Here is a 24,329-nt window from a genome sequence, read left to right as displayed (position 1 = left end):
CTTCCTTCGTCACCAGCCCATAGTCTACTCTCATCACCGGTGGCGTCAAACTCGGTGAGACGCCATCCCTGGTTCAATGCGGCTTGCGTCCGGCTTTCGGCTATTCGCTCTGCTAAGGTTCACGATTTGACAAGAATTAGAACATCTCCGCGTGCGGAGGAGGGGGAGGCCGAAGGCCGGGGGTGAGGCGCGAAGCATCGGGCTGGCCCTCACCCTAGCCCTCTCCCGGCGGGAGAGGGGACAACGCCCCGCGCGATGACGCCGACCGGCGTTCTTGCGTCGCGGCTGGCCCCTGGCTATACTGGTAGCGTGAGTCCGCGTAGGTTACCGATGAATGGAGACCGATGAAGCGTGCGATTGTGGCGGCGGTGTTGTTGGTCCTGATGGCGGCCTCGGCGCTGGGGAGTGCGGCCGCGCAGGCTTCGCAGCCGACGGTGCGGGTCCTGTACGTCAAGGGCATCATTGACCCGGTAACGACCCGCTACGTGCAGCGCGCCCTGGAACAGACCCAGGCGTCCCTGTATGTGATTGTTCTGGACACGCCCGGCGGCTCGCTCCAGTCCATGCGCGACATCGTGCAGGCGCTCCTGGGTTCGCGCGTTCCCGTCGCCGTGTATGTGGCCCCACCGGGCGCGCGGGCGGGTTCTGCCGGCACGTTCATCACGCTCGCGGCGCACGTGGCGGCCATGGCCCCGTCCACCAATATCGGCGCGGCCCACCCGGTGGGATCCACCGGCGAGGACATCCCGGGCACCCTGGGCGACAAGGTTACGCAGGACGCGGCGGCCCTGGCCCGCTCGCTCGCAGAACGTTATGGCCGCAACGCCCAGTGGGCCGAGGATGCGGTGATGAAGAGCCTGGCCATCACGTCGCAGGAGGCCGTGCGGCTGCGCGTGGTGGACTTGTTGGCCGACGACCTGCCGGGCCTAGTGGCGGCGCTGGACGGGCGCACGGTCAAGACCGTGGACGGCGAGGTAACCCTGTCCACGCGCGGCGCTACCATCGTGGACATGCGGATGACGCCGTTTGAGTCCTTCCTGCACACGCTGGTCAACCCCGACATCGCTTACGTGCTGTGGATCGTCGGGATGCTGGCCGTTATCATTGAGTTGTATCATCCCGGCGCGGTGCTCCCTGGAATCACCGGCGCCATCTGCCTGATCCTGGCCTTTGTCGTCTCCGAGAGCCTGCCGCTGAACTGGGGCGGGATCGCGCTCATCGTGCTGGCGCTCATCTTCTTCGCGCTGGACATCAAGGTGTCCGGGTTTGCGCTCAGCGTGGGCGGGGCCGTCGCGCTCATCCTCGGCTCGCTCATCCTGTTCAGCCCGCTGACGCCGCCTTCGCCCACACTGCCCCGTCTCAACGTGAACCGATGGCTCATCGCGGGCGTTACGGCGGGCACGGCGGCGCTGTTCCTGTTCGCGCTGTCGGCGGGCTTCCGCGCCCAGCGCCTGCGCGTGCCGGTCGGCGTGCAGACGCTGGTCGGCGCAGAGGGGATCGTGCAGGTGGATCTGACGCCTTCGGGGATCGTGCTGGCGGGGAGCGAGTCGTGGTCGGCGGTGGCCGAAGACCCGCCCATCCGCGCGGGTGAGCGAGTCGTCGTTACCGGCGTGGACGGCGTGAAACTCGTCGTGCGTCGCGCGCGCCCGCCCGAATCGTGATGCGACGCGGCCTTGATGCGTGGTTGGAGGTGAGACAAGATGACCCAGCATCCCTGGCTTGACCCCAAACCGTTTCATTTTGCGGGCGGCCCGGTCGGGTGCCTGCTGATTCACGGGTTCACCGGCTCGCCGCCCGAAATGCGGCCGCTGGGCGAGTACCTGGCTGGCCAGGGCCTCACGGTTTCCGCGCCGCTCCTGGCGGGCCACGGGACGGACTATCACGACCTGGCGGGGACGACGTGGCGGGATTGGTACGCATCCGCGGAGGAGGCGCTCCTGGCGTTGCAGCGCCAGTGCGCGCGGGTGTTCGTCGGCGGGCTGTCTCTGGGGGCGCTACTGGCGCTCCGACTGGCGGCGCTGCACCCCATCGCGGGGGCCATCCTGTACTCGCCCGCGCTGATTGCCCGCGACTGGCGCATGAAGTTCGTGCGGCCGTTTCGCCGCATCATGCGCTGGAACCGCAAGGAGGAACCCCAGGACGCCGACCTGACCGATCCCGAAGCCCACAAGATGCTGTGGAGTTACGATGTGATTCCGGGGGAATCGGCCTATCAGGTGGCCCTCTTGCAGAAAGAGGTGCGCCGCCTGCTGCCGTCCATCACCGTGCCGGTGCTCATCTTCCAGAGCAGCCGCGACGCGCTCATCCGCCCCGAATGCGGGCGAATCGTGCACGACAAAGTGGCGTCCGCCGACAAGACGCTGATCGTGCTCCACAACTCGGGCCATTGCCTGACGGTGGACAGCGAGCGCGAATTCGTGTGGCAGAAGACGCACGAGTGGATCGTCGCGCGGAGCGGATCCTTGTCTCGCCAAGCGACCCCAGGAGGCGCGCCTTGACCGTGCGGCCGACGCCCCCTGCCACCATCATTCCCTTGCGACGAGGTCTCCATGAAAGCCATTGGTAGCGCCGGCAAAACGCACGTCCCACCCGCCGCGCCTGTAGAAGGGGCGCAGGATTTCCAGGCGAGCCGCGTGATCACGATTGCGGTGGGGCACACCGTGCACGACATGTACGCGTCCTTCCTGGCCCCGCTGTTGCCGACATTCATCACGAACCTGGCCCTGTCCAAGACCGAGGCGGGGTTGCTCATGGTGTTTCTGCAGTCTCCTTCGGTGCTGCAGCCGGTGATCGGCCATCTGGCCGACAAGGTGAACCTGCGCGCGCTGGTGATCCTCGGCCCCGCGGTAACCGGCGTCCTGATGAGCCTGCTGGGCGTGGCCCCAAACTATGGGGTGTTGGCGCTGTTCCTGGCCATCGCGGGGTTCAGTTCGGCCGCCTTCCATTCGGTCGCGCCGCCGCTGGCGGGGCGGCTGGCCGGCAGGCGGCTGGGGCGCGGAATCGGCATCTGGATGGTGGGCGGCGAGTTGGGGTACACCATCGGCCCCATCCTCCTCGTCAGCGCGACCCAGGTTCTCGGGCTTCGGGGGCTGCCCTGGCTCATGATCATCGGCGTCCTCACGTCGCTGTTCGTAGCGTCGCGCCTGTCGGCGGCCCAGACCGCGCCGACGGCGAACGTGTACGTGGGGAGTTGGCGGGAGGTTCTGCCGGCTATGAAGCCCCTGCTGCTCCCGCTCATCAGCATCACCGTGCTGCGCTCGCCGATGGTGGCCACGCTGACCACATTCCTGCCGGTGTTCCTGCGGGATGGCGGCGCAAGCCTCTGGGTGGCGGGCGCGTCGCTGTCCATCTTGCAGGCGGCTGGCGTGGCGGGGGCGCTGGGGGCAGGCTCGGTGAGCGACTCGCTGGGGAGGAAGCGCACGCTGGCGCTCCTGTTTGTGGCGGCGCCGCTGTGCATGGTCGGGTTCCTGTCCACGCACGGGCTGGCGCAGGTCGCCATGCTGCTCCTGGTGGGAGCCACTTCGCTTTGCGTGCCGACGGTGCTCACTGCGTTCATGCAGGAGAGTTTTCCGGAGCACCGCGCTCTGGCCAATGGTGTGTACGGTTCCATGAACTTCATCATCTACGCCCTGGCGGTGGCCCTGGCGGGCGCTTGGGGAGACTGGCTTGGGCTGCGGTCGGCGTTCCTGATGGGGGCGGCGGCCACGGTTGCCGCGCTCCCGCTGCTCCTGCTGCTGCCAGGCCGGACATCGCCGGCGACAAGCAAAAGAAAGGATTGGAGAGATGGACAAGTCCGAGCGAATCAGGCGAGTCATCCGAGGTGAGAAGGTAGATCGCATTCCGTTCGCCATCTGGCGGCACTTGCCGCCGGAAGATGCCACGCCGGAAGGTCTGGTGAAGGCGACCGTCCGCTTCGTCCGTCGCTGGGATCTGGACTTTGTCAAGGCGATGTTCAACAATTGGGCGTTCACCCTGGATTGGGGCAACCGCTTCGCGGGCTACGATCGCAGCGAGGGGCATGTGCCCGTTGCCGAGCATGTGGTCAAAGCCCCCGCGGACTGGCGGAGCCTGCGCCCCCTGGATCCTTTGCGGGGCGCGCTGGGCAACCAGGTGCGGGCGCTGCGGATGATGCGCGACGAGTTGGGGCCTGGGATTCCCATCGTGGCGACGGTGTTCGCGCCGCTCACCATCGCGCGGAACCTGGCGGGCGACGCGGTGTATCGGCACGCCCTGTCGGCCGGCCCCGACCTGCACGCGGGGCTGAAGGTCATCACCGAGACCGCCGCGGACTTCGCCCAGGCTTGCGTGGAGGCGGGCGCCGACGGCATCTTCCTGGCGGTGCAGGGGGCCACGCGCGACGCGCTCCCGTCCGGCGCGTTCCGGGAGTTCGGCCTGGCGTACGATTTGCCCGTGTTGGAACGTGTCGCCGCGAGGACGTGGTTCAACATCCTGCACCTGTGCAAGCCCAACCTGCGGTTTGAGGTGGCGCGGGACTATCCCGTGCAGGCGGTCAACTGGCACGACCGCAGCCCGACCGAGCCGGGCCTGGCGGAGGCGCGGGCGCACTTCGCGGGCGTGCTCATCGGCGGGTTGAATCATGCGCCGGGCGGCGCGTTCCACAGCGGCGTGCCCGAGGAGGCCGTCGCCGAGGCCCGCGATGCCGTCGCGCAGACGGGCGGCGACCGTTTCATCCTCGGCCCAGGCTGCGTCATCCACCTGGGCACGCCCGAGGCGAACATAGATGCGGTGCGAGAAGCGGTTCTTGACCAGAATCTGCAATTGACGGGCTAGCAATTGTAGGCTATTGTACACTTGTTGGAGGCGAGTAGCGTTTATCCAGAACATCGCTCGCGCAGTCCGGCAAAGCCCTACGGGATGAGATGCTGCCTGCAAACAAGGCTACACTTTTGTGCCGGATAGTTCAGCGCCCTTGGAGTTGGCTGTACGGATACCACATCTAGGCGGCAGCGTGCATGGAGGTAAGGGAATGAGAGAACTATCGGTATCGGCCGAACAAGCGCGTCAAATCAAGTCTTATGTACCGGTGTTCCGCCAATATCTCACGAGCGGTGGCCGCGAGTCCGATCTGGAGAGTCGCCGCGAACGGGTTCGTCTCTACGCCCAGCTTCTCTCTCCTGAAGGACTGTCTCGCATGTCGGAGCAGGAATTTGGCCAGGTTGTTAGCTCTCTCTGGGCCACTCTCCTGTGGGGTAACAAGGGTTACCTCGTGGACAAATTGCTCCAGGATAACGGGCTGCCAACCATCGTTGAGCAGTTGCGCAACTTGCTCTGGGGCAAGGACCCCCTTGCTATTCGCTACGATTCTTTTCGCAAGAACATAAAGGGACTTGGACCCTCCTCCATAACGGAGATACTTGCTTTCGTTCACCCTGATCAGTGTGGTCTATGGAACGACAAGGCACGGAAGGCGCTCAAAGCCTTGGGGTTTGGCGCCAGTTTCCGTGCTCTCAATAAGCATCAGATAAGCGGCAGTCAATATGAGGAATTCAACGATCTCCTTCGCCTGGTCCGAGATGAACTTCAGCGCAACGGAATTGAGAACCTAGACCTTCTTGGGGTTGACTACTTCCTTTTTGAGGTTTGGAAGGCTGAGAAGGAAAGGGGAGAACCGGCATCTGTGGAAGCGCCCCCTTCAGGATACGAGTTTGATCACAGCGAAGCGATTGAGCAACTCACGGCAATCGGACAGTGGCTTGGTTTTGAGACAGAGCGGGAGAAGACCGTGGCAAAAGGCGCCAGGGTAGATGTTGTGTGGAAAGCCCGAATTGCCAACCTGGGGGTTGTTACGTACGTTTTTGAGGTGCAGCGACGCGGGTCGTTGGACTCGCTCATTCTCAATCTCCAGAAAGCACAAAACAATCCGACCGTGCAGCGGCTGATTGTGGTTGCGAACCGGGAAGACATTGATAGGGTGCAACACGAGATCGCTACACTGCCGGAGAGTTTTAGAAGGGCAGTGGGCTTCATGGAGGCCGCGGAGGCTGCGCGCGCTGCCGAGTTGCTTAGCGAACTGTCTGCCATCGTGAACAAACTGGAACTGGTGAGAAGCGAGTTCAAAGTTTGAGCATGTTGGAGACAAGGAGTTTTGACTACTACCTTCCCCCCGAACTCATCGCGCAGACGCCCGTTGAGCCGCGCGACGCCTCGCGCCTGCTCGTGGTGCATCGGCAAACGGGTCAGTTGGAGCACCGCGTGTTCCGCGACATCGTCGGGTATCTGCGGCCGGGCGACCTGCTGGTGTGCAACGACAGCCGCGTCATCCCCGCGCGCATCTTCGGGCGCAAGGCGGGCACGGGCGGCAAAGTGGAGGTGCTGCTGGTGGCCAAGCGCGGCCCACGGACGTGGGAGGCCCTAGTGCGCGGGCGCAGGATTCGCGAGGGGACCGTCCTGATCTTCGGCGAGGCGCTGGAGGCGCGGGTGGTCGCCACCACCGAGTCGGGCAGCCGCATTCTGGAGTTCGCAGAGCCGGTGGAGCCGCACTTGCAGGCCCTGGGCGTGGTTCCGCTCCCGCCGTACATCCACGAGCCGCTGCGCGACCCCGAGCGCTACCAGACGGTGTACGCGCGGGTGCAAGGGTCCGTCGCCGCGCCCACGGCAGGGCTGCATTTCACGCCGGCGCTGCTGGACACCATCCTGGCGATGGGGTGCGAGGTGGCGTTCGTTACGCTCCACATCGGCATGGACACCTTCCGCCCCATCGGCGAGGAGCACATTGAGGAGCACCGCATCCACACCGAGTGGTGCGAGGTCAGGCCCGAGGTGGCCGAGCGGGTTCGCGCGGCGAAACACGAGGGGCGCAGGGTCATCGCCGTTGGCACCACGGCAGTGCGCGCCCTGGAGAGCGCCGCCCAGTCGGGGGAAGTCGCGCCATTCGCCGGGCCTACTGGGCTATACATCTACCCGGGATACACCTTCCGCGCCGTGGACGTGATGATTACCAACTTCCATCTGCCGCGCTCCACGCTCCTCTTGCTGGTCTCGGCCTTCGCGGGGAAGGCGCTCATAGACCGAGCGTACCAGGAGGCCATCCGCGAGCGATACCGCTTCTACAGTTTCGGCGACGCGATGCTGATTCTGTGAGCCGCTAGACCGCCGAGCGGACGGCAACGGGCTGGCGCATCCGCTCTCGGATGGTCTGCACGTGCAACCGCATGGCCGGGTCGGTCTCCACCCATTCGCGGACCCTGTCCCTGCCGTGCAGGATGGTGGTGTGGTCGCGGTTGCCCATGAACGCGCCGATTTGCGCCAGCGACAGGTCGGTCTCGGTGCACAGCAGGTACATGGCGACCTGGCGGGGCACGGCGATTTGTTTCTTGCGCGATGATCCGAGGAGATCTTGCCGGTCTATCCCAAAGTATTGGGCCACGGCGTCCAGGATGGCCTCGGGCGAGGGCCGCCCTCTGGAGGGCATCATGTCCCGCAGGATGGCCTGCGTGGCTTCTATGGTTGGGGGCTGCCTCAGCGCCTCCGATTGGGCGATGACGCGGTTGAGCGCGCCTTCCAACTCGCGCACGTTCGTCTCCACCGTCTGGGCGATGAGTTCCAGGATGGGCGCGGGGAGGACGCAGGCCCTGGCGGTGGCCTTGGCCAGAAGGATCGCCATGCGGGCCGCGAAGTCGGGCGGGACGATCTCCAAGACAAGCCCACCCTCAAACCGCGAGCGCAGGCGTTCGTCCAGGCCCGGCACGTCGCGCGGGGGACGGTCGCACGCCACCACGATTTGGCGGTTGGCGCCGTGCAGGGCATTGAACGTGTGGAAGAATTCCTCCTGTGTGGTGTCCTTGCCGGCGATGAACTGGACATCGTCCAGCAGGAGGACATCCACGTCGCGGTATTTGTTGCGGAATTCCTCGGTCGTGCGTGCGCGGATGGAGCAGACCAGGTCGTTGGTGAACTGCTCGGAGGGCGCGTAGAGCACCTTCAACCCGCGCTGGGCGGCGCGGATGCCGATAGCCTGAAGGAGGTGCGTCTTCCCTAGACCCACGCCGCCATAGAGGAACAGCGGGTTGTAGGCTGCGCCTGGGCGTTCGCTCACGGCCCGAGCAATTTCGTAGGGCACGCGGTTGCCGCTGCCCACGATGAACGCTTCAAAAGAGTAGCGCGGGTTCAAGAATCCCGCATGCCCATTGGATTTATTGCCCTGGGCCGGGGTCTCGGTGGCCGGGTCGTATCCGATGAGGTCTTTCGGGTCGGGGGACTCCACCGGCCTGGCGTCGACGATGAAGCGGACGTCCACCTGGCGGCCCGTGATGCGGGTGAGGGTGCGCTTGATGAGGCCCCTCATGCGATTGTCCAGCCAGTCGCGCGCGTAGGAGTTTCGCGCACCGATAGTGAAGAGACCGTCCTCTTCGGCCACCAGGGTGGTGTCTTTGAGCCATGCGTCAAAGGTTGACTTCGCTAACTGCAGTTGCAGTTCTCCGAGCGTCGCCTGCCATGCCTCAAGGGGCGTCAGTTTGTTCTGCCGGTCGGTTGTGTTGTTCATAATGGACGCGCTGTGAAGAGACAAGATTGTGTTTCGGCCAAAAGGTACAGGAAACAACATCCCACCGAGCCGATCTGCCCGCTGATGATTCCATGGGCCCGGAGGGGCTTGGAACGCCTGTCGGTTGTCTGCAAATCACGGGTAAGAGTTGTGAAGAAGTTAAACCAGGTAACGGAGAGCGGCAACTCGCCTTCGGCTTTTGGGGACGCGAAGACCCGTGCTTGGCCTTGTGCTGGCGCATGCCTGCGGCGGGCTTCGCGCTGACCCGCCAGCGTCTCCCTGGAAGGCCCCTGCCGCCCATCTCTACGGCGCTATCATTGTAGCAGATAGTCGCGATTTTAGGAAGGGCAAATCGTGTTAAAACTGCGCCCCCACCGAGTTTTAAGACTCATTATTGTTAAGCACAACGTGTTGTGGGTTCCCCCGCCATGGGGCACAACGTGTCGCGCCTGGCTTGACGGCGAGGGCGTTGTCGGGGATAATAGCGCGCACGGAACGGACAAAAGCGGGGCGTAGGAGGCTTCGTGAGAATACAGTTTTTGGGCGCAGTACGCAACGTAACCGGAAGCAGGCATCGGCTGCAAATCGCGGGGAAGACCATCCTCTTGGATTGCGGCCTGTTCCAGGGAAGGCGCCGGGACTTCTTTGACCGCAACCAACGCTTTGAGTTTGGCCCCACTCGGGTAGACATGGTGCTGTTGTCCCACGCCCACATTGACCACAGCGGCAACATCCCCACCCTGGTGCGCCAGGGCTTCGCGGGGCATATCTACGCCACGCCCGCCACGGTGGACCTGTGCAGCGCCATGCTGCGGGATTCGGCCCACGTCCTGGCCGCCGATGCGGCCTACGTAAACAAGAAGCGGGCGCGCAAAGGTGAACCGCCCGTGAAGCCCCTGTACTCGCTGGACGATGCTCTGGAAGCGGTGGAGCAGTTCCTGGGCGTCGGCTACAATCGGCCCATCCCCCTGACCGATGGAGCCACGGCCACATTCCGCGACGCGGGCCACATCCTGGGTTCGGCCATGATAGAGATCGCCGTGCGCAAGAACGGCCACAACCAGAAGGTGGTGTACAGCGGCGACCTGGGGCGGCCCAACCTCCCCATCCTGCGCGACCCCTACGTGGTCCAGGATGTGGACACCCTGATTCTGGAAAGCACCTACGGCGACCGCACCCATGACTCGCCGCCAGAGGCGGAGGATCAACTGCGGCGCGTCATCCTGGAAACGGTCAACAGGGGCGGCAAGATCATCATTCCCGCCTTCGCGGTGGGCCGCACCCAGGAGTTGGTCTATGCCCTGCATCGGCTGACCCTGGCGCGGCAAATCCCCGAGTTGCCCGTGTTCGTGGACAGCCCGCTGGCCGTCAACGTTACGGAGATCTTCCGCCTGCACCCCGAGTGCTACGACCGAGAGATCAACGCCTTCATGGAGCGCGCCGACGTGGAGGACGCCTTCGGCTTCCGCCGCCTGCGGTACGTCCGCGACGTGGAGGAGTCCAAGGCGCTGAACTCGCTGGAACAGCCAGCCGTCATCATCAGCGCGTCGGGCATGTGCGAGGCGGGGCGCATCCTCCACCATCTGAAGAACAACATAGAGGATCCGCGTAACACCATCCTGTTCGTGGGATTCCAGGCCGAGCAGACCCTGGGGCGCAAGTTGGTGGACGGGTGGAAGAAGGTTAACATCTTCGGCGAGGAGTACACGGTGCGCGCGGCCGTGGAGCGGATAGACGGGTACAGCGCCCACGCCGACCGCAACGAACTCCTGGACTACGTGCGGCGGGTCCGGCAGACGGGGCTTCGGCGCGTGTTCATCGTCCACGGCGAAGAGGCCGCGTCGCTATCGCTGGCCGCCGCGCTCAAGGAGATGGGCGTCCCCGAGGTGCACGTGCCCATGCCCGGGGACACGGTGGAACTTTGACACGGGTGCGAGGAGGCCGCCGATGGAACTTCTGGCCCGCCACGCGAAAGAGATGGGCATTCCCCTCTCGCCCGCGCAGATTCAGGCATTCCACATCTACCGGCGCGAACTGCTGGAATGGAACAAGAAGTTCAACCTCACGGCCATTACCCAGGAGGAGCACATTGAGATTCGCCACTTCCTGGATTCGCTCACGTGCCTGGTGGCCATGCGGCAGGTTGGCGGGGCTTGCGGGCCGGAGCGCCGCGCGGGTGAGCGCCTGCGCTTCCTGGATGTGGGCAGCGGCGCCGGTTTCCCAGGCGTCCCGCTGAAAATCGTCTGTCCCCGGTGGCGGGTAACATTGCTGGAAGCCACGGGCAAGAAGGTGCGGTTCCTGGAGCACCTGCGCGGGGTGCTGGGGCTGGCCGACCTGGAGATTCTCCACGGGCGCGCCGAGGATTTGGCCAGAGACCCCGCGCACCGCGAGCAGTACGACTGGGTTGCGGCGCGCGCCGTGGCCGAGATGCCCGCCCTAGCCGAACTGACCCTGCCCTTTGCGCGGCTTGGCGGCAGGGTGATCGCCATGAAGGGTGAGACCGCCGAGGCCGAGGTGGCCCAGGCGGGCCGGGCGCTCACCGTCCTGGGCGGGGAGTTGGTGAAGATTATCAAGGTGGCGTTGCCCGGCTTGGCCGAGGAGCGGCGGCTGGTCGTGGTGCAGAAGACGGCGTGTACCCCCGATGCGTACCCCCGCCGTCCGGGGATTCCCGCCAAGCGTCCGCTGAAATAGGCCCGCGCGCTACTCCGCCCAGTCCAGCCCGAAGAGCGCCTCAAACTGCTCCTCAAAGTAGGGCGAATCCGGATCCAGTTGCTCGTACAGCGCCAGGAGGCGCTGGGCCTCGGCCCTGTACGCCCAGAAGTCATCCACCGATTCGGTGCCTGGCAGCGCCCCCTGCTCGGCCAGGAAGCGGAAGAAGGCCTGGAGCGACCCGAACAACGTGTCCGTGAGCGCCGCGCTTGCCTCCGCGCACTGGCGGGGGTACCACCAGAAGAAGAACTCAAACAGCGCGTCAAAGTCGGCGTCCAGCACCGACAGCCCCTGGTGGGCCGCCATGTAGGCCGCGAACAGCCAGAGCGCATAGACCTGGCGTCCGGTCTCTTCGGGCGACGCGGGGCGAACCTCGGCCTCGGCGAGCATGAACCGCTTGACCCAGGCGAGGCTTGTCTCCAGCAGGTCGCGGGCCGACGCATCGGAGACATGGCGGCGCTGATCGGCGTCGGGCGGGGCAATGCGGGCTACTGACTGCCGCAGGTCGCGGGCAAAGGCGCGAATCTCTTGCAGCAGGGCGATGTCCTGCGCTTCGGTGCGGCCGCTCCCGTTACCCATCGCGGCCGCTCCCGATTTGCAGGCGCTGGATGCGCCCTTCCGTTACCTGGAGCGGGTCGGCGCGCGCGAGGAATTCGGGCGAGAACAGCGCCAAATCGGTGGTGGTGAGGATCGCCTGCTCCACGCCGTTCACGGCTTCCAGGAGGCATTCGCGCCGCTTGGTGTCCAGTTCCGACAGGACATCGTCCAGCAAGAGGATGGGATGCTCGCCCGTCTCCCGATGCATGAGTTGGGTTTCGGCCATCTTGAGCGAGAGCGCCGCCGTGCGCTGCTGGCCGCGCGAGCCGAAGGTCTGGAGATCCCACCCGTTGACCAGAAAGCGGAGATCGTCCCTGTGCGGGCCTACAAGGCAGGCCCCCTGGTGCAACTCGGCGGGGCGCAGGCGGGCCAGCCGTTCGGCGAACAGCGTCTGAATCTCCGCGATTTCGTCCTGGGCCACGGCGAGTTCCAGCCCCAGCGGCGGCTGGAATGCCTCGGGCACCGACAATCGTGGCTGGTACTTCAGGCGCAGGAGTTCGCTGCTGTTGGTGAGTTCGCCGTGGATGGCCCCCGCCAGTTGGTCTAGCGCGACCACGGCGCGGCGACGCCAGGCCATCACCTCGGCCCCGCGGGTGATCAGCATGTCGTCCCAGTAGGCCAACTGCGCGGGGTCGCCCGACCGTTCGCGCAGTCGGCGCAGCAGGTGGCTTCGCTGGAGCACCGCGTGCGTGTACTCGCTCAACACGCGGCAGTAGCGGGGGTTGATCTGGCACAGCATCACATCCAGATAGCGCCGCCGCACCGGAGGGGCCCCATCCACCAGTTCCACATCCTGGGGGACGAAAAGCACCACGTTCAGGTGACCCAGCAAATCCAGCGCCCGACGGTTGACGCCGTTGATGCGAATCTGCTTGCGCACCGTTGCGCCGTTGGCCGCGCCGTTGGCTTTCAGTACAGTGATCTCAATGCGTTCGGCGCGCTGGCCTCGCTCCACCTCGGCGTCAATGCGGGCGTAGGGCTGGATGTCGTCGCTCGCGAACCAGTTGAGCAGGTCTCGGTCGCTGTTGGTGCGCGGCGATTTGCTGGTGGCCAGCATGTAGATGGCCTCCAGGAGGTTGCTCTTGCCCTGGGCGTTGTCCCCTTGCAGCACCACAAGTGGCCGCTCAAAGGCAAGTTCCAGGCGGCTGTAGTTTCTGAAATTGATGAGCGTCAGGCGTTTCAGGCGCAAAAGGTCGTCTCCGCGCGAATTGTTCTGCCGTTCGGATTATAGCACCGCGAGGCGGCAAAACAAAAGCCGCGCAGCCGAGCGGGCCACGCGGCTTGTGAAGGGCGACGAGAGGGCGCAGCGTGCCCTACTGCGTGATGTGCATGGGCATGATCACGTGGACGAAGTCGTCGGACCCCACGGGGCGGATCACGCCTGGGCTGGAAGGCGTTGTGGTCTCCAGGGCCACCTGGGCTTGCGAGATGACGGACAGCACCTCTATCAGGTAGCGCGAGTTGAAGGCGATCTCCAGGCCCTCCCCCTCCACGGTCGCGTCCACCTCGCCCACGTTGTCGCCCACTTGGGCGGCGGTCGCGTTCAGTTCCACGTGCGCCGGCGCCAAGTCGCTGGCGGAAACAATGCGCAGCCGCACCACATTGGAAGCCTCGCGCGCGTAGATGTTCGTCGTCCTCACGGCTTGCAGGAGTTCGCCAGTGTTCATGATGGTGCGCGTGGTGAACGTGCGCGGGATGATCTGCTTGTAGTCGGGGAATCGGCCCTCTATTAGTTGCGAGACCATGTCCACGCTGCTGAGGTGGAACAGAATCTGGTTGCGGCCTTCCGGGATGCACATCTCCACGGCCTCATCCTCGTCCGAGGCAATGCGCGCCAGTTCGTCCAGGGCGCGGGCCGGCACGATGAAGGTCATGGGCGCGGGCGCGGATTCCTTGAGCGGCGCGCTGCGGACGGAGAGGCGGAAACCGTCGGCGGCGGCAAAGGTGGCGCGGTCGCCCTCAAAGGTTACCGATACGCCGGTGAGCACCGGGCGGCTCTCGTCGGTGGCGGCAGCGATGGTAACCTGCCGTATCACGTCGCGGAGCACGTCCGCCCCCATGGACACCCGATTGTTCTCGTCCGGCGACGGGATGACGGGAAAGTCCGAGGGGTCCATGCCGTTCATGTTGGCTTCAAACCGCGCGCACTTCAGGTGCAGCGTGTTCGTCCGCACGTTCAGGTCCATCTCTATGCGCTCGGGGGGCAGCGAGTTGACGAAATCCACCAGGAGGCGCGCCGGAATGGCCACCGCCCCCTCATCGTCCACCTTGGCGCCGATCCAGCAGTTGATGCCGATCTCCAGATTCGTGGCCGCCAACTTCAGACGGGGGCCGTCGGTCGCCACCAGGATCGTGCCCAGGATGGGGAGCGAAGACCGACTGGGGACGGCGCGCTGCACGATGGAAAGGCCCTTCGCGAGATTGTCCTGCAGACAGGAGACTTTCATGGACTCGCCCTCCTTATGCTGTACATGGCATTGCATGTGCAGTATACACCAGGTTGCGGAAACTGGCAACGGCGCGGGGTGGAATTTGACAAATCCGCCGCGGCGACTAGAATATGCAGCAAATTGAATGATTCCCGCAGGCCACGCGCCCGTTTTCTCGGCCATCGTGCCATCGTCGGAACATTCGCAGAAATCAGGAGGCCTTCGTGTCCGAAGCGTTGCGGTACATCGTGTACCTCTTGCAGTCCGGCCTGGGAAATCTGGCATCTTACCTGGCCGCGCATGTGCTCCTATGCCTGCTGCCTGCCTTCTTCATCGCGGGCGCGCTGGCGGCCCTGGTACCGAAGGAAGCCATTACGCGCTTCCTGGGACGCGACGCTCCGAAGTACATCTCGTACCCCGCCGCGGCCGTCGGTGGCTTCGTCCTGGCCGTCTGCTCCTGCACCATCATCCCGCTGTTCGCTGGCATTTACAAGAAGGGCGCAGGGCTGGGTCCTGCCATCACCTTCCTGTTCGTAGGGCCTGCGGTCAACATCCTGGCGCTGACCTACACGGGGGTTGCCATCGGCGCGGACATGGCGCTGGCGCGCGTCATCCTGTCGGTGCTGTTCGGCGTGGGCATCGGTCTCATCATGGCGCTCATCTTTCGCAAGGACGACGCAGCCCATAACGATGAGACCAATGGCGCATTTGCCAGCACCGCGAAGGTGAGCGGGCGCACCTGGGTCTTCCTCCTGCTGCTCCTCGCCGTGCTCATCGTGGGCACGCTGCAGGTGGGCCTGCTGACCAACGCCTACGCGCACATCACGTTGCCCGTCGGCGGCATGGATCGCCTCCAGGAGGCGTTGTACCGGTGGCTTCCCTTTGACGCCAGCCGCGGCGAAGAGGGGGTCTCGGTTCAGGGAGCTATCCTCATCGGCCTGCTGGCGCTCATTGCCGTTGCGGCGTGGCGCGGGCTGGACAAGGTGGACCAGGGGTACAACCGATGGACGTGGGTGGCCCTGTCGCTCACCGGCCTGACCCTCCTGGTCGCCGCAGTGAAGATGGTGCCCCACGCCGGCGGCTTGGACATCTTCTTCACGGGCAAGATGTTCGGCGTGGTCCTGGCGATGGTCGGCCTGGGCTACCTGGCCCGTGCCCGATTCCAGGCGTATGAGGTGCAGGAGTGGCTGTGGGAGACCTGGCGCTTCGTCAAGCAGATCTTCCCGCTGCTCCTGGTCGGCGTGTTTGCCGTGGGCGTCGTCCGCAATTTCATCCGGCCCGAATGGATTGAGGCCATCGCGGGGAGCAACACGCTGCTCGGGAACCTGGCGGGCGTCTTCTTCGGCGTCTTCATGTACTTCCCCACGCTGGTGGAGGTGCCCATCGCCCGCATGTTTCTGGACTTGGGCATGCACCGCGGCCCGCTTCTGGCCTACCTGATGGCGGACCCGGAACTTTCGCTCCAGAGCATTCTCATTACTGCAAAGATCATCGGCAATAAGAAGGCGTGGACGTATGTGGCGCTGGTGGCCCTGTTCAGCACGCTGTCTGGGCTTATCTACGGCGCATGGGTGGACGGCGCCAGCACGTGGGCGCTGCTCGCATACCTAGCGGCGGCCATCGGCGCATTGGCCGTGGCCCTGACGGTGATAGACCGGCGCAGCCGCCGCGTCGCGCCGGCACCGGCGCACGGAACCGAATAATCCCAAAACGTTTACATCCCAATCCTCACGCGGAGGACAATTCATGGAAGTCAAGATTCTGGGCACGGGGTGCCCCAACTGCCAGCGTTTGGAACGTGTGGCCCGCGAAGCCGCGCAGGAAGCCGGCATCCAAGCCGAATTCGTCAAGGTAACGGACATCGGGGAAATCATGACCTATCCCATCTTGGGGACGCCGGGGCTTGTGATCAACGGCGTGGTCAAGTCGTCGGGGCGGATCCCCCGCAAGGAAGAGATCATCACCTGGCTCAAGGCGGCCCAAGGTTAGCACGGGCGGCCTAGAATAACTTAAGGAGTGGAGCAAGATGTCGGAAAAAGTCGTCGCAGCACCGGTAGAACGGCCTCGGGTCGTGGGGCAACTGTCGCTGTTGGACCGCTTCCTAACGCTGTGGATTTTCCTCGCCATGGCGGTAGGGGTAGGCCTGGGCTACCTGTTCCCCGCGGCCGTGCAGTCGTTCAACAAGGCGGTGTCGGTGGGCACAACGAACATCCCCATCGCCATCGGGTTGATTCTCATGATGTACCCGCCCCTGGCAAAGGTACACTACGAGGAACTTGGGGACGTGTTCCGCAACTGGAAAATCCTGGGGTTCTCGCTGTTGCAAAACTGGGTCATCGGCCCGATTCTGATGTTTATCCTGGCCGTCGTATTTCTGCGCGCGTATCCGGCGTACATGGCGGGCCTCATCATGATCGGGCTGGCGCGCTGCATCGCGATGGTCATCGTGTGGAATGAACTGGCGCACGGGGATACGGAGTACGCGGCGGGCCTGGTGGCGTTCAACAGCCTGTTCCAGGTCTTCTTCTACAGCGTCTACGCCTACGTGTTCATCACCGTGCTACCCACGTGGTTGGGCTTGCAGGGCGCGGTGGTGCACGTTACCATCGGCGAGATTGCCAAGAGCGTGTTCATCTACCTGGGCATCCCCTTCCTGGCGGGCTTCTTCACGCGGCTGATCCTCATGCGCGCCAAGGGCCGGGAATGGTACGAGACGAAGTTCGTCCCGCGCATCAGCCCCCTCACGCTGGCTGCGCTGCTATTCACCATCGTGGTCATGTTCAGCCTGAAGGGGAACCTCATCGTTACCATCCCGCTGGACGTGGTGCGCATCGCCATCCCGCTGGTGTTCTACTTCGTGATCATGTTCCTGGTCAGTTTCTGGATGGGGCACAAGATCGGCGCGGACTACGGCAAGACCACGACGTTGGCCTTCACCGCCGCCAGCAACAACTTTGAACTCGCCATCGCGGTGGCGGTGGCCGTGTTCGGGATTGAGTCGGGCGCGGCGTTTGCCGCCGTCATCGGGCCGCTGATTGAAGTGCCGGTGATGATCGGGCTGGTAAACGTGGCGTTTGCGCTGCGGAAGCGCCTGTACGCGCCGAAGGCCGAGGTAGCGGCAGCGGGGTAACCCGGGAGCACGGGCAGGGGGTAGGCGGCCAACCTTCCCCCGTTCCGGTCAGGGCTATTCGCGAATCACGCCTAACGTGCGACGCACCTCCGAGGTGCGTCGCACGTTGAGCGTGGGGATAGCCGCCCTGCGCGCTACCCCAGCCTGCGCCGATTTGGGCAAGAGGCGTGATCGTGGTATAATGTTTCGTCGGTGCGTCCCAGGCCGTCGTGGTTGCATTTCCGGCCACATCTGGCAGGAGCACGGCCCGCACTGACATGGCAAACAGGCAGCCGAGGGACACTCCCGGCTGCTTTTGTACGCGTGCAATCCGATCATGAGGGAGGCTTTTGAGATGACCAAGAAGTGGGTGTACTTGTTCCACGAAGGGAACGCCGGCATGAAAGACCTGCTCGGTGGCAAGGGGGCAGGTCTGTCCGAAATGACCAACGCGGGGCTCCCCGTCCCGCCCGGGTTTACCATCACCACCGAAGCCTGCAACGCCTACTACGCCTCGGGCAAGAAGTTCCCCGAAGGCATGTGGGAGCAGGTCCTTGCCGCGATGAAGGAAGTGGAGAAGGCCACCGGCAAGAAGTTCGGCGACCCCAAGAATCCCCTGCTGGTGTCCGTGCGTTCCGGCGCGCGGGTGTCCATGCCCGGCATGATGGACACCGTCCTCAACCTGGGCCTGAACCCCGACACGGTGCAGGGCCTCATCGCCCTGACCCGCAACGAGCGCTTCGCCTACGATGCCTATCGGCGCTTCATCCAGATGTTCGGGCGCATCGTCATGGGGATTGACGGGCGAAAGTTTGAGGAGAAACTGGAGGAAATCAAGCACAAGCATGGCGCGCAACTGGACACCGACCTGGACGCCGACGCCATGAAAGAAGTCGTCGCCGAGTTCAAGGCGCTGTACAAGCAGGAAATCGGCGAGGAGTTCCCCACCGACCCGTACAAGCAACTGGAACTGGCCATCGGCGCCGTGTTCGGCTCGTGGATGGGCAAGCGCGCCGTGGACTACCGCAACTTCTACAAGTTGCCCCACGATTGGGGCACGGCGGTCAACGTGGTAACCATGGTCTTCGGGAACATGGGCGACGACTCGGGCACAGGCGTAGCCTTCACCCGCAACCCCGCTACCGGCGAGAAGGTGCTCTACGGCGAGTATCTCCAGAACGCCCAGGGCGAGGACGTGGTCGCGGGCATCCGCACTCCGAAGAAGATCGCCCAACTCGCCCAGGACATGCCCGAAGTGTACAAGCAGTTTGCCGAGGTCGCGGAGAAACTGGAGAAGCACTATCGCGAGATGCAGGACATGGAGTTCACCGTGGAGCGCGGCAAACTGTGGATGCTGCAGACCCGTGCGGGCAAGCGCACGGCTGCGGCCGCGGTCAAGATCGCCGTGGACATGGTGCGCGAGGGCCTCATCACGAAAGAAGAGGCGATCATGCGCGTGGAGCCCAGCCAGGTGAACCAGTTGCTGCTCCCCCGCTTTGACGTGAAGGCGAAGGAGGAGGCCGAGAGGAACGGCCGCCTGCTGGCCAAGGGCCTCAATGCGTCGCCGGGCGCGGCCTACGGGTTCGCCGCCTTTGACGCCGACACCGCCGAGGAGTGGGGCAAGGAGGGCAAGCGCGTGATCCTGGTGCGGCCCGAAACGTCGCCCGACGACGTGCACGGGATGCTCGCGTCGCGGGGCATTCTCACCCAGCGCGGCGGCGCGACAAGCCATGCGGCTGTGGTCGCCCGCGGCCTGGGCCTGCCCTGCGTGGCCGGCTGCGAGGCCATCCGCGTGGACGAGGATAAGAAGCAGTTCACCGTGGACGGCAAGGTCATCAAGGAAGGCGATGTCATCTCCATTGACGGCGGCACTGGCGAGGTCTTTGAGGGCCAGGTGCAAACCATAGACGCCAATTTCGCCGACGAGAAGGATTTGGCGACGCTGCTGTCGTGGGCCGACGAGGTGCGGCGGCTGGGCGTCTGGGCCAATGCCGACTACCCGCGCGACGCACGGCGCGCCCGCGAATTCGGCGCCACCGGCATCGGCCTGTGCCGCACCGAGCACATGTTCTTTGAGGCCGACCGCCTGCCCATCGTCCAGAAGATGATTCTCGCCGAATCCGAGGAGGAGCGCGAGAAGTACCTGGCGCAACTGCTGCCGGTGCAGCGCGGCGACTTTGAGGGCATCTTCCAGGCCATGGACGGCTGCCCGGTCATCATCCGCCTGATTGACCCGCCGCTGCACGAGTTCCTGCCCAGTTACGAAGGGCTTCTGCGCGACGTTACGCGCCTGCAAATGGCCCAGCACAAGCCCGAACTCCTGGAACTGGAGAAGGCCAGCCGCGAGGACGAGGAGTTGCTGGAAGAGGTCAAGCGGGCGGGCAACGGGGATTTGGCCAAGGGAATCCAGGCCGTTCTGCCCGACAAGGTCAAGATGCTCCAGGCCGTGGAGAAGATGCGCGAGATGAACCCCATGCTGGGGCTGCGCGGCATCCGCCTGGGCATCACGTTCCCGGGCATCACCAAGATGCAGGTGCGCGCCATCTTTGAGGCGGCGTGCAACATGGCGAAGCAGGGCGTCGTGGTCAAGCCGGAGGTCATGATTCCCCTCACCGGCCACTACAACGAACTGAAAGTCGTGCGCGAGATGCTGGAACCCATCGCCAAGCAGGTGATGGAGGAGAAGGGCGTGCACGTGGAGTACAAGTTCGGCACGATGATTGAAATCCCGCGCGCGGCGCTGACTGCGGGCGAGATCGCCCAGTATGCGGAGTTCTTCTCCTTCGGGACGAACGACCTGACGCAGACCACCTTCGGCTACTCGCGGGACGACGCGGAAGGCAAGTTCCTGCTCAAGTACGTGGAGGACAAGATTCTGCCCGAGAACCCCTTCCAGGTGCTGGATCGGCCGGGCGTGGGGCGGCTCATCCACATCGCCGTTACCGAAGGCCGCCAGACCCGCCCCGACCTGGAAGTGGGCATCTGCGGGGAGCACGGGGGCGACCCGTCGTCCATTGAGTTCTGCCACGGCGCCGGCCTGAACTACGTCTCCTGCTCGCCGTTCCGGGTGCCGGTGGCGCGCCTTGCGGCGGCCCAGGCGGCGCTGAAAGAAAAGATGACCCTGGAGCGGGATCGGTAGCGCACTCGCTGCCCGCGGCCTGAACGGACACACCGATCGGCAGGGGGCGCCCACCCCCTGCCGATTTGCATTCGTGGAGGATAGAATGCCAAACGTGGAAACTGTACTCGTTGCGTTGGAACCCGTGGCGCGGCTGCTCCTGGTGGTGGTGCTGGCGGCGGCGCTTGGCTGGGAGCGGGAGCGGCGCGGTCGGCCCGCCGGCTTTCGCACCTACATCATGGTGGGGCTGGGTGCCGCCATGTTCACGCTGGTCTCCATCTACGCCTTCCCGGGCAGCGATCCGGCGCGCGTGGCCGCGCAGGTGGTAACCGGCGTGGGCTTCCTGGGCGCCGGCACGATCTTCCAGCGCCAGACCGACGTGCACGGCCTCACCACCGCCGCCGGGCTGTGGGCCGTCGCCGCAATCGCCATGGCCGCCGCGGCCGGTCTGTACCTCATCGCGGTCGTAGGCACGCTGCTGGCGATGCTCACCCTGGCGGCTCTGCGCGGCGTGGAGAGGCGAGCCGTCCAATCGCACGCTGTCCCGCCGGCTCCTCCGGAGGGCGGCGAGGGCGACGCCGACTAGAGGACGCTGACGGCCAGCGCCGCAAGGCCCACAATCCAGCAGTACGCGGCAAACGGCCAGAATCGCCGCCGCCGCACGAACCCCAGCAGGAAGTGGATGGCCAGGTAGCCGGAAATCGCGGCGCTGGCGAAGCCCAGGGCCAGCGGGAACCACGCCGTCGCCCCGGGGGTCGCGATGGCGGGGGCTAACTGGGCAAGGCCCGCGCCCAGGATGATGGGCACCGATAGCAGGAAACTGAACCGCGCCGCCGATTCCCGCCCCAGCCCGCGGAAGATGCCTGCCGCGATGGTCAGTCCGCTGCGCGACAGGCCGGGACAGATGGCTGCCGCCTGGGCCAGGCCGACGATGAGGGCATCGCCCAGGCGGAGCGTCTGCACCTTACGAATGCGAGGATAGGCCCATTCGGCGGCGGCGAGGATCAACCCCGTCCCGATCAGGGAGCCGCCCACCGCCACGGGCGCGGAGAACAGGCTCTCAAAGAAATCTTCCAGCAGGTAGCCGATGACCGCGGCGGGGATGGTGGCAATCAGAATCAGCCAGGCCAGGCGCGCCTGCGGCGTGTCCACCTTCCGTGCGGCCACGCTGCGCACCCAGGCGCGCACCAGGCTCCACAGGTCGTCCCAGAAGTACACGACCACGGCCACGAGCGTGCCCCAGTGCAGCACCGTGTCAAACAGCAGCCCAGGCTGGCCCCACTCAAGCGCCCACGGCACCAGCACCAGATGCCCGGAACTGCTCACGGGCAGAAACTCCGTCAGCCCCTGCACAATGCCCAAGATCACCGCTTGCAAGGAATTCATGAGGGTACTCCTTATCGGAAACTGGGATATGGCAAGCGCGCGAGGCGCGCTACGTGCCCTTGCCTCGCCGCGTGCGCGGAGTATCGGCGCTCGACTTGCGCTTTTTGCCGCGCGCCGCGCGATTCCGGGCGCGCACCTCCTCGTCGGTAACGCGGTATTCGGCCAGAAAGGCCTCCTTGAACAGCGCGAACCTGTCCTCGGCGATGGCCTTGCGGATGTCCTGCATGAGTTGCAGCAGGAAATGCACGTTGTGGATGGTGGCCAGGTGCAGGCCGAGAATCTCATCGCTCATCACCAGATGGCGCATGTAGGCGCGCGAGAAGTGCCGACAGGTGTAGCACCCGCAGCCGTCCTCTATGGGCCGGGGGTCGCGGGTGTACTGGGCGTTGCGCAGGTTGAGGCGACCCGCGCGCATGAAGACCGCGCCGTTCCGCGCCAACCGCGTGGGCAGCACGCAATCAAACATGTCCACGCCGCGCGCGACGCATTCCAGCAAATCCTCGGGCGAGCCAACGCCCATCAGGTAGCGGGGCTTGCGCCGGGGCAGATACGGCTCCAGCGCCTCCAGGGTGCGGTACATGTCCTGCTTGGTCTCGCCCACGCTCAAGCCGCCGATGGCGATGCCCGGAAAGCCCAGGCCCGCGATGAACTCGGCGCTCTGCCGCCGCAGGTCGGGGAAGATGCCCCCCTGGACGATGCCGAACAGCGCCTGGTCGGGGCGGGTGTGGGCTACCTTGCACCGCTCGGCCCAGCGGTGGGTGCGCTCCATGGCCGCTTTGCTGTAGGCGTAGTCCGTGGGCGTGGCGCACTCGTCAAAGCACATGATGATGTCCGCGCCCAGTTGCTCCTGGATGCGCATGACCTTTTCGGGCGTGAAGATGTGCTCGGAGCCGTCCACGTGCGACCGGAACGCGACGCCGTCCTCGGTAACCTTGCGCAGGCCCTCCATGCTGAACACCTGGAACCCGCCGCTATCCGTCAGGATGGGGCCGCGCCAGCCCATGAACCGGTGCAACCCGCCCATCTCCTCCACGACGTCGGGGCCTGGGCGCAGGTAGAGGTGGTACGTGTTGGCGAGGATCAGCGTGGCGCCCAGGGATTCCAGGTCGCGGGGGGCCAGCGTCTTCACCGTGGCCTGCGTGCCCACGGGCGCGAAGACTGGCGTCGGGATGTGGCCGTGGGGCGTGCGCAACAGGCCCAGCCGCGCGGCGGTTTTCGTGTCTTCGTGTTGCAGGTCAAATGAGAATGACATGGGACTCCTTGGAATGGGCCTTTGGCCGCTAGCCTTTGGGGTTGTAGTGTGCTCCCAGCGGGAGGCGATACCCTCAAGGCAGGGCGCTGGCGACTACTCGCGCCGGATTATATCACACCAGCGCGCCGATGCGAAACGTTGCACGCTCGCTGGGCACATGGTACAATAGGGACAAATCGCAGACAGGCAGGTGCACCATGACTATACATGCACATACCTTCTCCATTGTGGCCCGCGACGCGGCCACCGGCGAGATGGGCGTCGCGGTGCAGTCGCACTGGTTCGGTGTCGGCAGGCTTGTGGCCTGGGCGAAGGCAGGGGTGGGCGCCGTGGCCACCCAGGCGCTGGTGGAGGTGGCCTACGGACCGCGCGGCCTGGCGCTGATGGCGCAGGGGATGTCGGCGCCCGAGGCCCTGGCCGCGCTCCTGGCCGAAGACGAGGGCCGCGAACTCCGTCAGGTGGCGATGGTGGACGCGCAGGGGCGGGTGGCGGCGCACACCGGCGCGCGCTGCATCGCCGAGGCGGGGCACCTCGTCGGCGAGGGGTTCTCCGTCCAGGCCAACATGATGCTCAACGACCGCGTGTGGCCCGCCATGTACGACGCCTACCAGCACGCGCAGGGCGACCTGGCCGAGCGCCTCGTCTGCGCGCTGGAAGCGGCGCAGCAGGCCGGCGGCGACGTGCGCGGCCAGCAGAGCGCCGCGCTGCTCGTCGTCCCCGCGCAGGCCACCGACAGGCCGTGGGAGGATGTGGTTGTGGATTTGCGGGTGGAAGACCACCCCGCGCCCATCGCCGAACTGCGCCGCCTGCTCACCGTGCACCGCGCCTACCGCCGCATGAACCGAGGCGACGAACTGCTGGGCAAGGGCGAGGTGGAGGCGGCCCTGGCCGAATACCGCGCCGCCGCCGAGATGGCGCCCGACATCGCCGAACTCCCCTTCTGGCACGCGGTAACGCTGGCCGACATGGGACGGGTGGACCAGGCGTTGCCGATTTTCCGGGACGTGTTCGCCCGCGACCCCAACCTGGCGCTGCTGGTTCAGCGCCTTCCGGCGGCGGGGCTTCTGCGCGACGACCCGCAGATGATGGCGCGCATCCTGAGCGCGAGGCCGGGCGCGTAGGACGGCGCCAGAAGCGCAGGCGGCGATTCGGTTCCGCCGTGTGTTGGCGACCGAGGTGCGACGCACTTCCGGAAGTGCGTCGCACCTGTGCCCATAGCGCGACCA

General features: G+C 65.3%; 20 protein-coding genes. 14 read left to right on the top strand and 6 right to left on the bottom strand.

All coding sequences use genetic code 11. The features are described 5' to 3' along the window. Positions 1–344 precede the first annotated feature (344 nt). From H5T65_09265 to queA, 6 genes are all read left to right on the top strand, one after another. Positions 345–1,661 (top strand): nodulation protein NfeD, encoded by a 1,317-nt coding sequence (locus H5T65_09265; GenBank protein ID MBC7259426.1) that lies wholly within the window; start codon positions 345–347, stop codon positions 1,659–1,661. Between the two features lie 39 nt (positions 1,662–1,700). Continuing rightward, complete coding sequence (locus H5T65_09260; protein ID MBC7259425.1) at positions 1,701–2,498, top strand: alpha/beta fold hydrolase; 798 nt, start codon at positions 1,701–1,703, stop codon at positions 2,496–2,498. A 51-nt stretch (positions 2,499–2,549) separates the two neighbouring features. Continuing rightward, positions 2,550–3,824, top strand: a complete 1,275-nt coding sequence (locus H5T65_09255) for an MFS transporter (GenBank protein MBC7259424.1) — start codon at positions 2,550–2,552, stop codon at positions 3,822–3,824. After that, complete coding sequence (locus H5T65_09250) at positions 3,784–4,791, top strand: uroporphyrinogen decarboxylase (GenBank protein ID MBC7259423.1); 1,008 nt, start codon at positions 3,784–3,786, stop codon at positions 4,789–4,791. Before H5T65_09255 ends, H5T65_09250 begins: the two co-directional genes overlap by 41 nt. A 196-nt stretch (positions 4,792–4,987) precedes the next feature. Next, a complete protein-coding gene (locus H5T65_09245) occupies positions 4,988–6,085 on the top strand; it encodes a hypothetical protein (GenBank protein ID MBC7259422.1) in 1,098 nt (365 codons plus the stop codon). Positions 6,086–6,090: 5 nt separating this feature from the next. Beyond that, entirely contained in the window at positions 6,091–7,101 is a 1,011-nt protein-coding gene (queA, locus tag H5T65_09240) for a tRNA preQ1(34) S-adenosylmethionine ribosyltransferase-isomerase QueA (protein ID MBC7259421.1), read from the top strand. A 4-nt stretch (positions 7,102–7,105) separates the two neighbouring features. Here the strand turns inward: queA and dnaA are convergent, their stop codons facing one another. Further along, the gene (gene dnaA / locus H5T65_09235) at positions 7,106–8,503 is read right to left on the bottom strand and encodes a chromosomal replication initiator protein DnaA (GenBank protein ID MBC7259420.1); all 1,398 of its coding nucleotides are present in this window, start codon (positions 8,501–8,503) and stop codon (positions 7,106–7,108) included. Between the two features lie 524 nt (positions 8,504–9,027). Between dnaA and H5T65_09230 the strand changes: the two genes are divergently transcribed. Both H5T65_09230 and rsmG read left to right on the top strand, forming a co-directional pair. Continuing rightward, entirely contained in the window at positions 9,028–10,428 is a 1,401-nt protein-coding gene (locus H5T65_09230; protein MBC7259419.1) for an MBL fold metallo-hydrolase, read from the top strand. A 22-nt stretch (positions 10,429–10,450) separates the two neighbouring features. Then, positions 10,451–11,194 (top strand): 16S rRNA (guanine(527)-N(7))-methyltransferase RsmG, encoded by a 744-nt coding sequence (rsmG, locus tag H5T65_09225; GenBank protein ID MBC7259418.1) that lies wholly within the window; start codon positions 10,451–10,453, stop codon positions 11,192–11,194. A 9-nt stretch (positions 11,195–11,203) separates the two neighbouring features. Here the strand turns inward: rsmG and H5T65_09220 are convergent, their stop codons facing one another. The 3 genes from H5T65_09220 to dnaN form a co-directional block, all read right to left on the bottom strand. Beyond that, a complete protein-coding gene (locus tag H5T65_09220) occupies positions 11,204–11,791 on the bottom strand; it encodes a hypothetical protein (GenBank protein ID MBC7259417.1) in 588 nt (195 codons plus the stop codon). Continuing rightward, positions 11,784–12,998, bottom strand: a complete 1,215-nt coding sequence (gene recF, locus H5T65_09215; protein ID MBC7259416.1) for a DNA replication/repair protein RecF — start codon at positions 12,996–12,998, stop codon at positions 11,784–11,786. Before recF ends, H5T65_09220 begins: the two co-directional genes overlap by 8 nt. 124 nt (positions 12,999–13,122) lie before the next feature. Next, the gene (gene dnaN / locus H5T65_09210; protein ID MBC7259415.1) at positions 13,123–14,256 is read right to left on the bottom strand and encodes a DNA polymerase III subunit beta; all 1,134 of its coding nucleotides are present in this window, start codon (positions 14,254–14,256) and stop codon (positions 13,123–13,125) included. 218 nt (positions 14,257–14,474) lie between these two features. On the opposite strand from dnaN, the gene H5T65_09205 reads away from it, so the two are divergent. The 5 genes from H5T65_09205 to H5T65_09185 all read left to right on the top strand — a co-directional run bounded on the left by H5T65_09205 (position 14,475) and on the right by H5T65_09185 (position 21,051). Further along, positions 14,475–15,941: a permease gene (locus tag H5T65_09205; protein MBC7259414.1), complete on the top strand. Its 1,467-nt coding sequence runs from the start codon at positions 14,475–14,477 to the stop codon at positions 15,939–15,941. A 43-nt stretch (positions 15,942–15,984) separates the two neighbouring features. Further along, the gene (locus H5T65_09200) at positions 15,985–16,227 is read left to right on the top strand and encodes a TM0996/MTH895 family glutaredoxin-like protein (GenBank protein ID MBC7259413.1); all 243 of its coding nucleotides are present in this window, start codon (positions 15,985–15,987) and stop codon (positions 16,225–16,227) included. A gap of 82 nt (positions 16,228–16,309) precedes the next feature. Continuing rightward, entirely contained in the window at positions 16,310–17,368 is a 1,059-nt protein-coding gene (arsB, locus tag H5T65_09195) for an ACR3 family arsenite efflux transporter (protein MBC7259412.1), read from the top strand. Positions 17,369–17,702: 334 nt separating this feature from the next. Next, complete coding sequence (locus tag H5T65_09190) at positions 17,703–20,486, top strand: pyruvate, phosphate dikinase (GenBank protein ID MBC7259411.1); 2,784 nt, start codon at positions 17,703–17,705, stop codon at positions 20,484–20,486. An 85-nt stretch (positions 20,487–20,571) separates the two neighbouring features. Then, complete coding sequence (locus tag H5T65_09185) at positions 20,572–21,051, top strand: MgtC/SapB family protein (protein ID MBC7259410.1); 480 nt, start codon at positions 20,572–20,574, stop codon at positions 21,049–21,051. On the opposite strand, the gene uppP is transcribed toward H5T65_09185, so the two are convergent. Continuing rightward, a complete protein-coding gene (gene uppP, locus H5T65_09180; GenBank protein MBC7259409.1) occupies positions 21,048–21,851 on the bottom strand; it encodes an undecaprenyl-diphosphatase UppP in 804 nt (267 codons plus the stop codon). The genes H5T65_09185 and uppP overlap by 4 nt on opposite strands. Positions 21,852–21,900: 49 nt before the next feature. Further along, positions 21,901–23,103 carry a tRNA guanosine(34) transglycosylase Tgt gene (tgt, locus tag H5T65_09175; GenBank protein MBC7259408.1) on the bottom strand — a complete coding sequence of 401 codons (1,203 nt, stop codon included), beginning with the start codon at positions 23,101–23,103 and terminating at the stop codon, positions 21,901–21,903. 197 nt (positions 23,104–23,300) lie between these two features. Here tgt and H5T65_09170 point away from each other — a divergent pair, with 197 nt between their 5' ends. Continuing rightward, entirely contained in the window at positions 23,301–24,224 is a 924-nt protein-coding gene (locus H5T65_09170; protein ID MBC7259407.1) for a DUF1028 domain-containing protein, read from the top strand. Positions 24,225–24,329 lie beyond the last annotated feature (105 nt).

Source organism: Chloroflexota bacterium, from assembly GCA_014360805.1.
Taxonomy (GTDB): Bacteria; Chloroflexota; Anaerolineae; order DTLA01; family DTLA01; genus DTLA01.
This window is presented reverse-complemented; position numbering and strand designations above follow the sequence as displayed.

Excerpts from the sequence above, each read along its gene's own strand:
- H5T65_09265 (MBC7259426.1), top strand. The coding sequence starts at position 345 with ATGAAGCGTGCGATTGTGGCGGCGGTGTTGTTGGTCCTGATGGCGGCC.
- H5T65_09260 (MBC7259425.1), top strand. The coding sequence starts at position 1,701 with ATGACCCAGCATCCCTGGCTTGACCCCAAACCGTTTCATTTTGCGGGC.
- H5T65_09255 (MBC7259424.1), top strand. The coding sequence starts at position 2,550 with ATGAAAGCCATTGGTAGCGCCGGCAAAACGCACGTCCCACCCGCCGCG.
- H5T65_09250 (MBC7259423.1), top strand. The coding sequence starts at position 3,784 with ATGGACAAGTCCGAGCGAATCAGGCGAGTCATCCGAGGTGAGAAGGTA.
- H5T65_09245 (MBC7259422.1), top strand. The coding sequence starts at position 4,988 with ATGAGAGAACTATCGGTATCGGCCGAACAAGCGCGTCAAATCAAGTCT.
- dnaA (MBC7259420.1), bottom strand. The coding sequence starts at position 8,503 with ATGAACAACACAACCGACCGGCAGAACAAACTGACGCCCCTTGAGGCA.
- rsmG (MBC7259418.1), top strand. The coding sequence starts at position 10,451 with ATGGAACTTCTGGCCCGCCACGCGAAAGAGATGGGCATTCCCCTCTCG.
- H5T65_09220 (MBC7259417.1), bottom strand. The coding sequence starts at position 11,791 with ATGGGTAACGGGAGCGGCCGCACCGAAGCGCAGGACATCGCCCTGCTG.
- dnaN (MBC7259415.1), bottom strand. The coding sequence starts at position 14,256 with ATGAAAGTCTCCTGTCTGCAGGACAATCTCGCGAAGGGCCTTTCCATC.
- H5T65_09200 (MBC7259413.1), top strand. The coding sequence starts at position 15,985 with ATGGAAGTCAAGATTCTGGGCACGGGGTGCCCCAACTGCCAGCGTTTG.
- H5T65_09190 (MBC7259411.1), top strand. The coding sequence starts at position 17,703 with ATGACCAAGAAGTGGGTGTACTTGTTCCACGAAGGGAACGCCGGCATG.
- H5T65_09185 (MBC7259410.1), top strand. The coding sequence starts at position 20,572 with ATGCCAAACGTGGAAACTGTACTCGTTGCGTTGGAACCCGTGGCGCGG.
- uppP (MBC7259409.1), bottom strand. The coding sequence starts at position 21,851 with ATGAATTCCTTGCAAGCGGTGATCTTGGGCATTGTGCAGGGGCTGACG.
- tgt (MBC7259408.1), bottom strand. The coding sequence starts at position 23,103 with ATGTCATTCTCATTTGACCTGCAACACGAAGACACGAAAACCGCCGCG.
- H5T65_09170 (MBC7259407.1), top strand. The coding sequence starts at position 23,301 with ATGACTATACATGCACATACCTTCTCCATTGTGGCCCGCGACGCGGCC.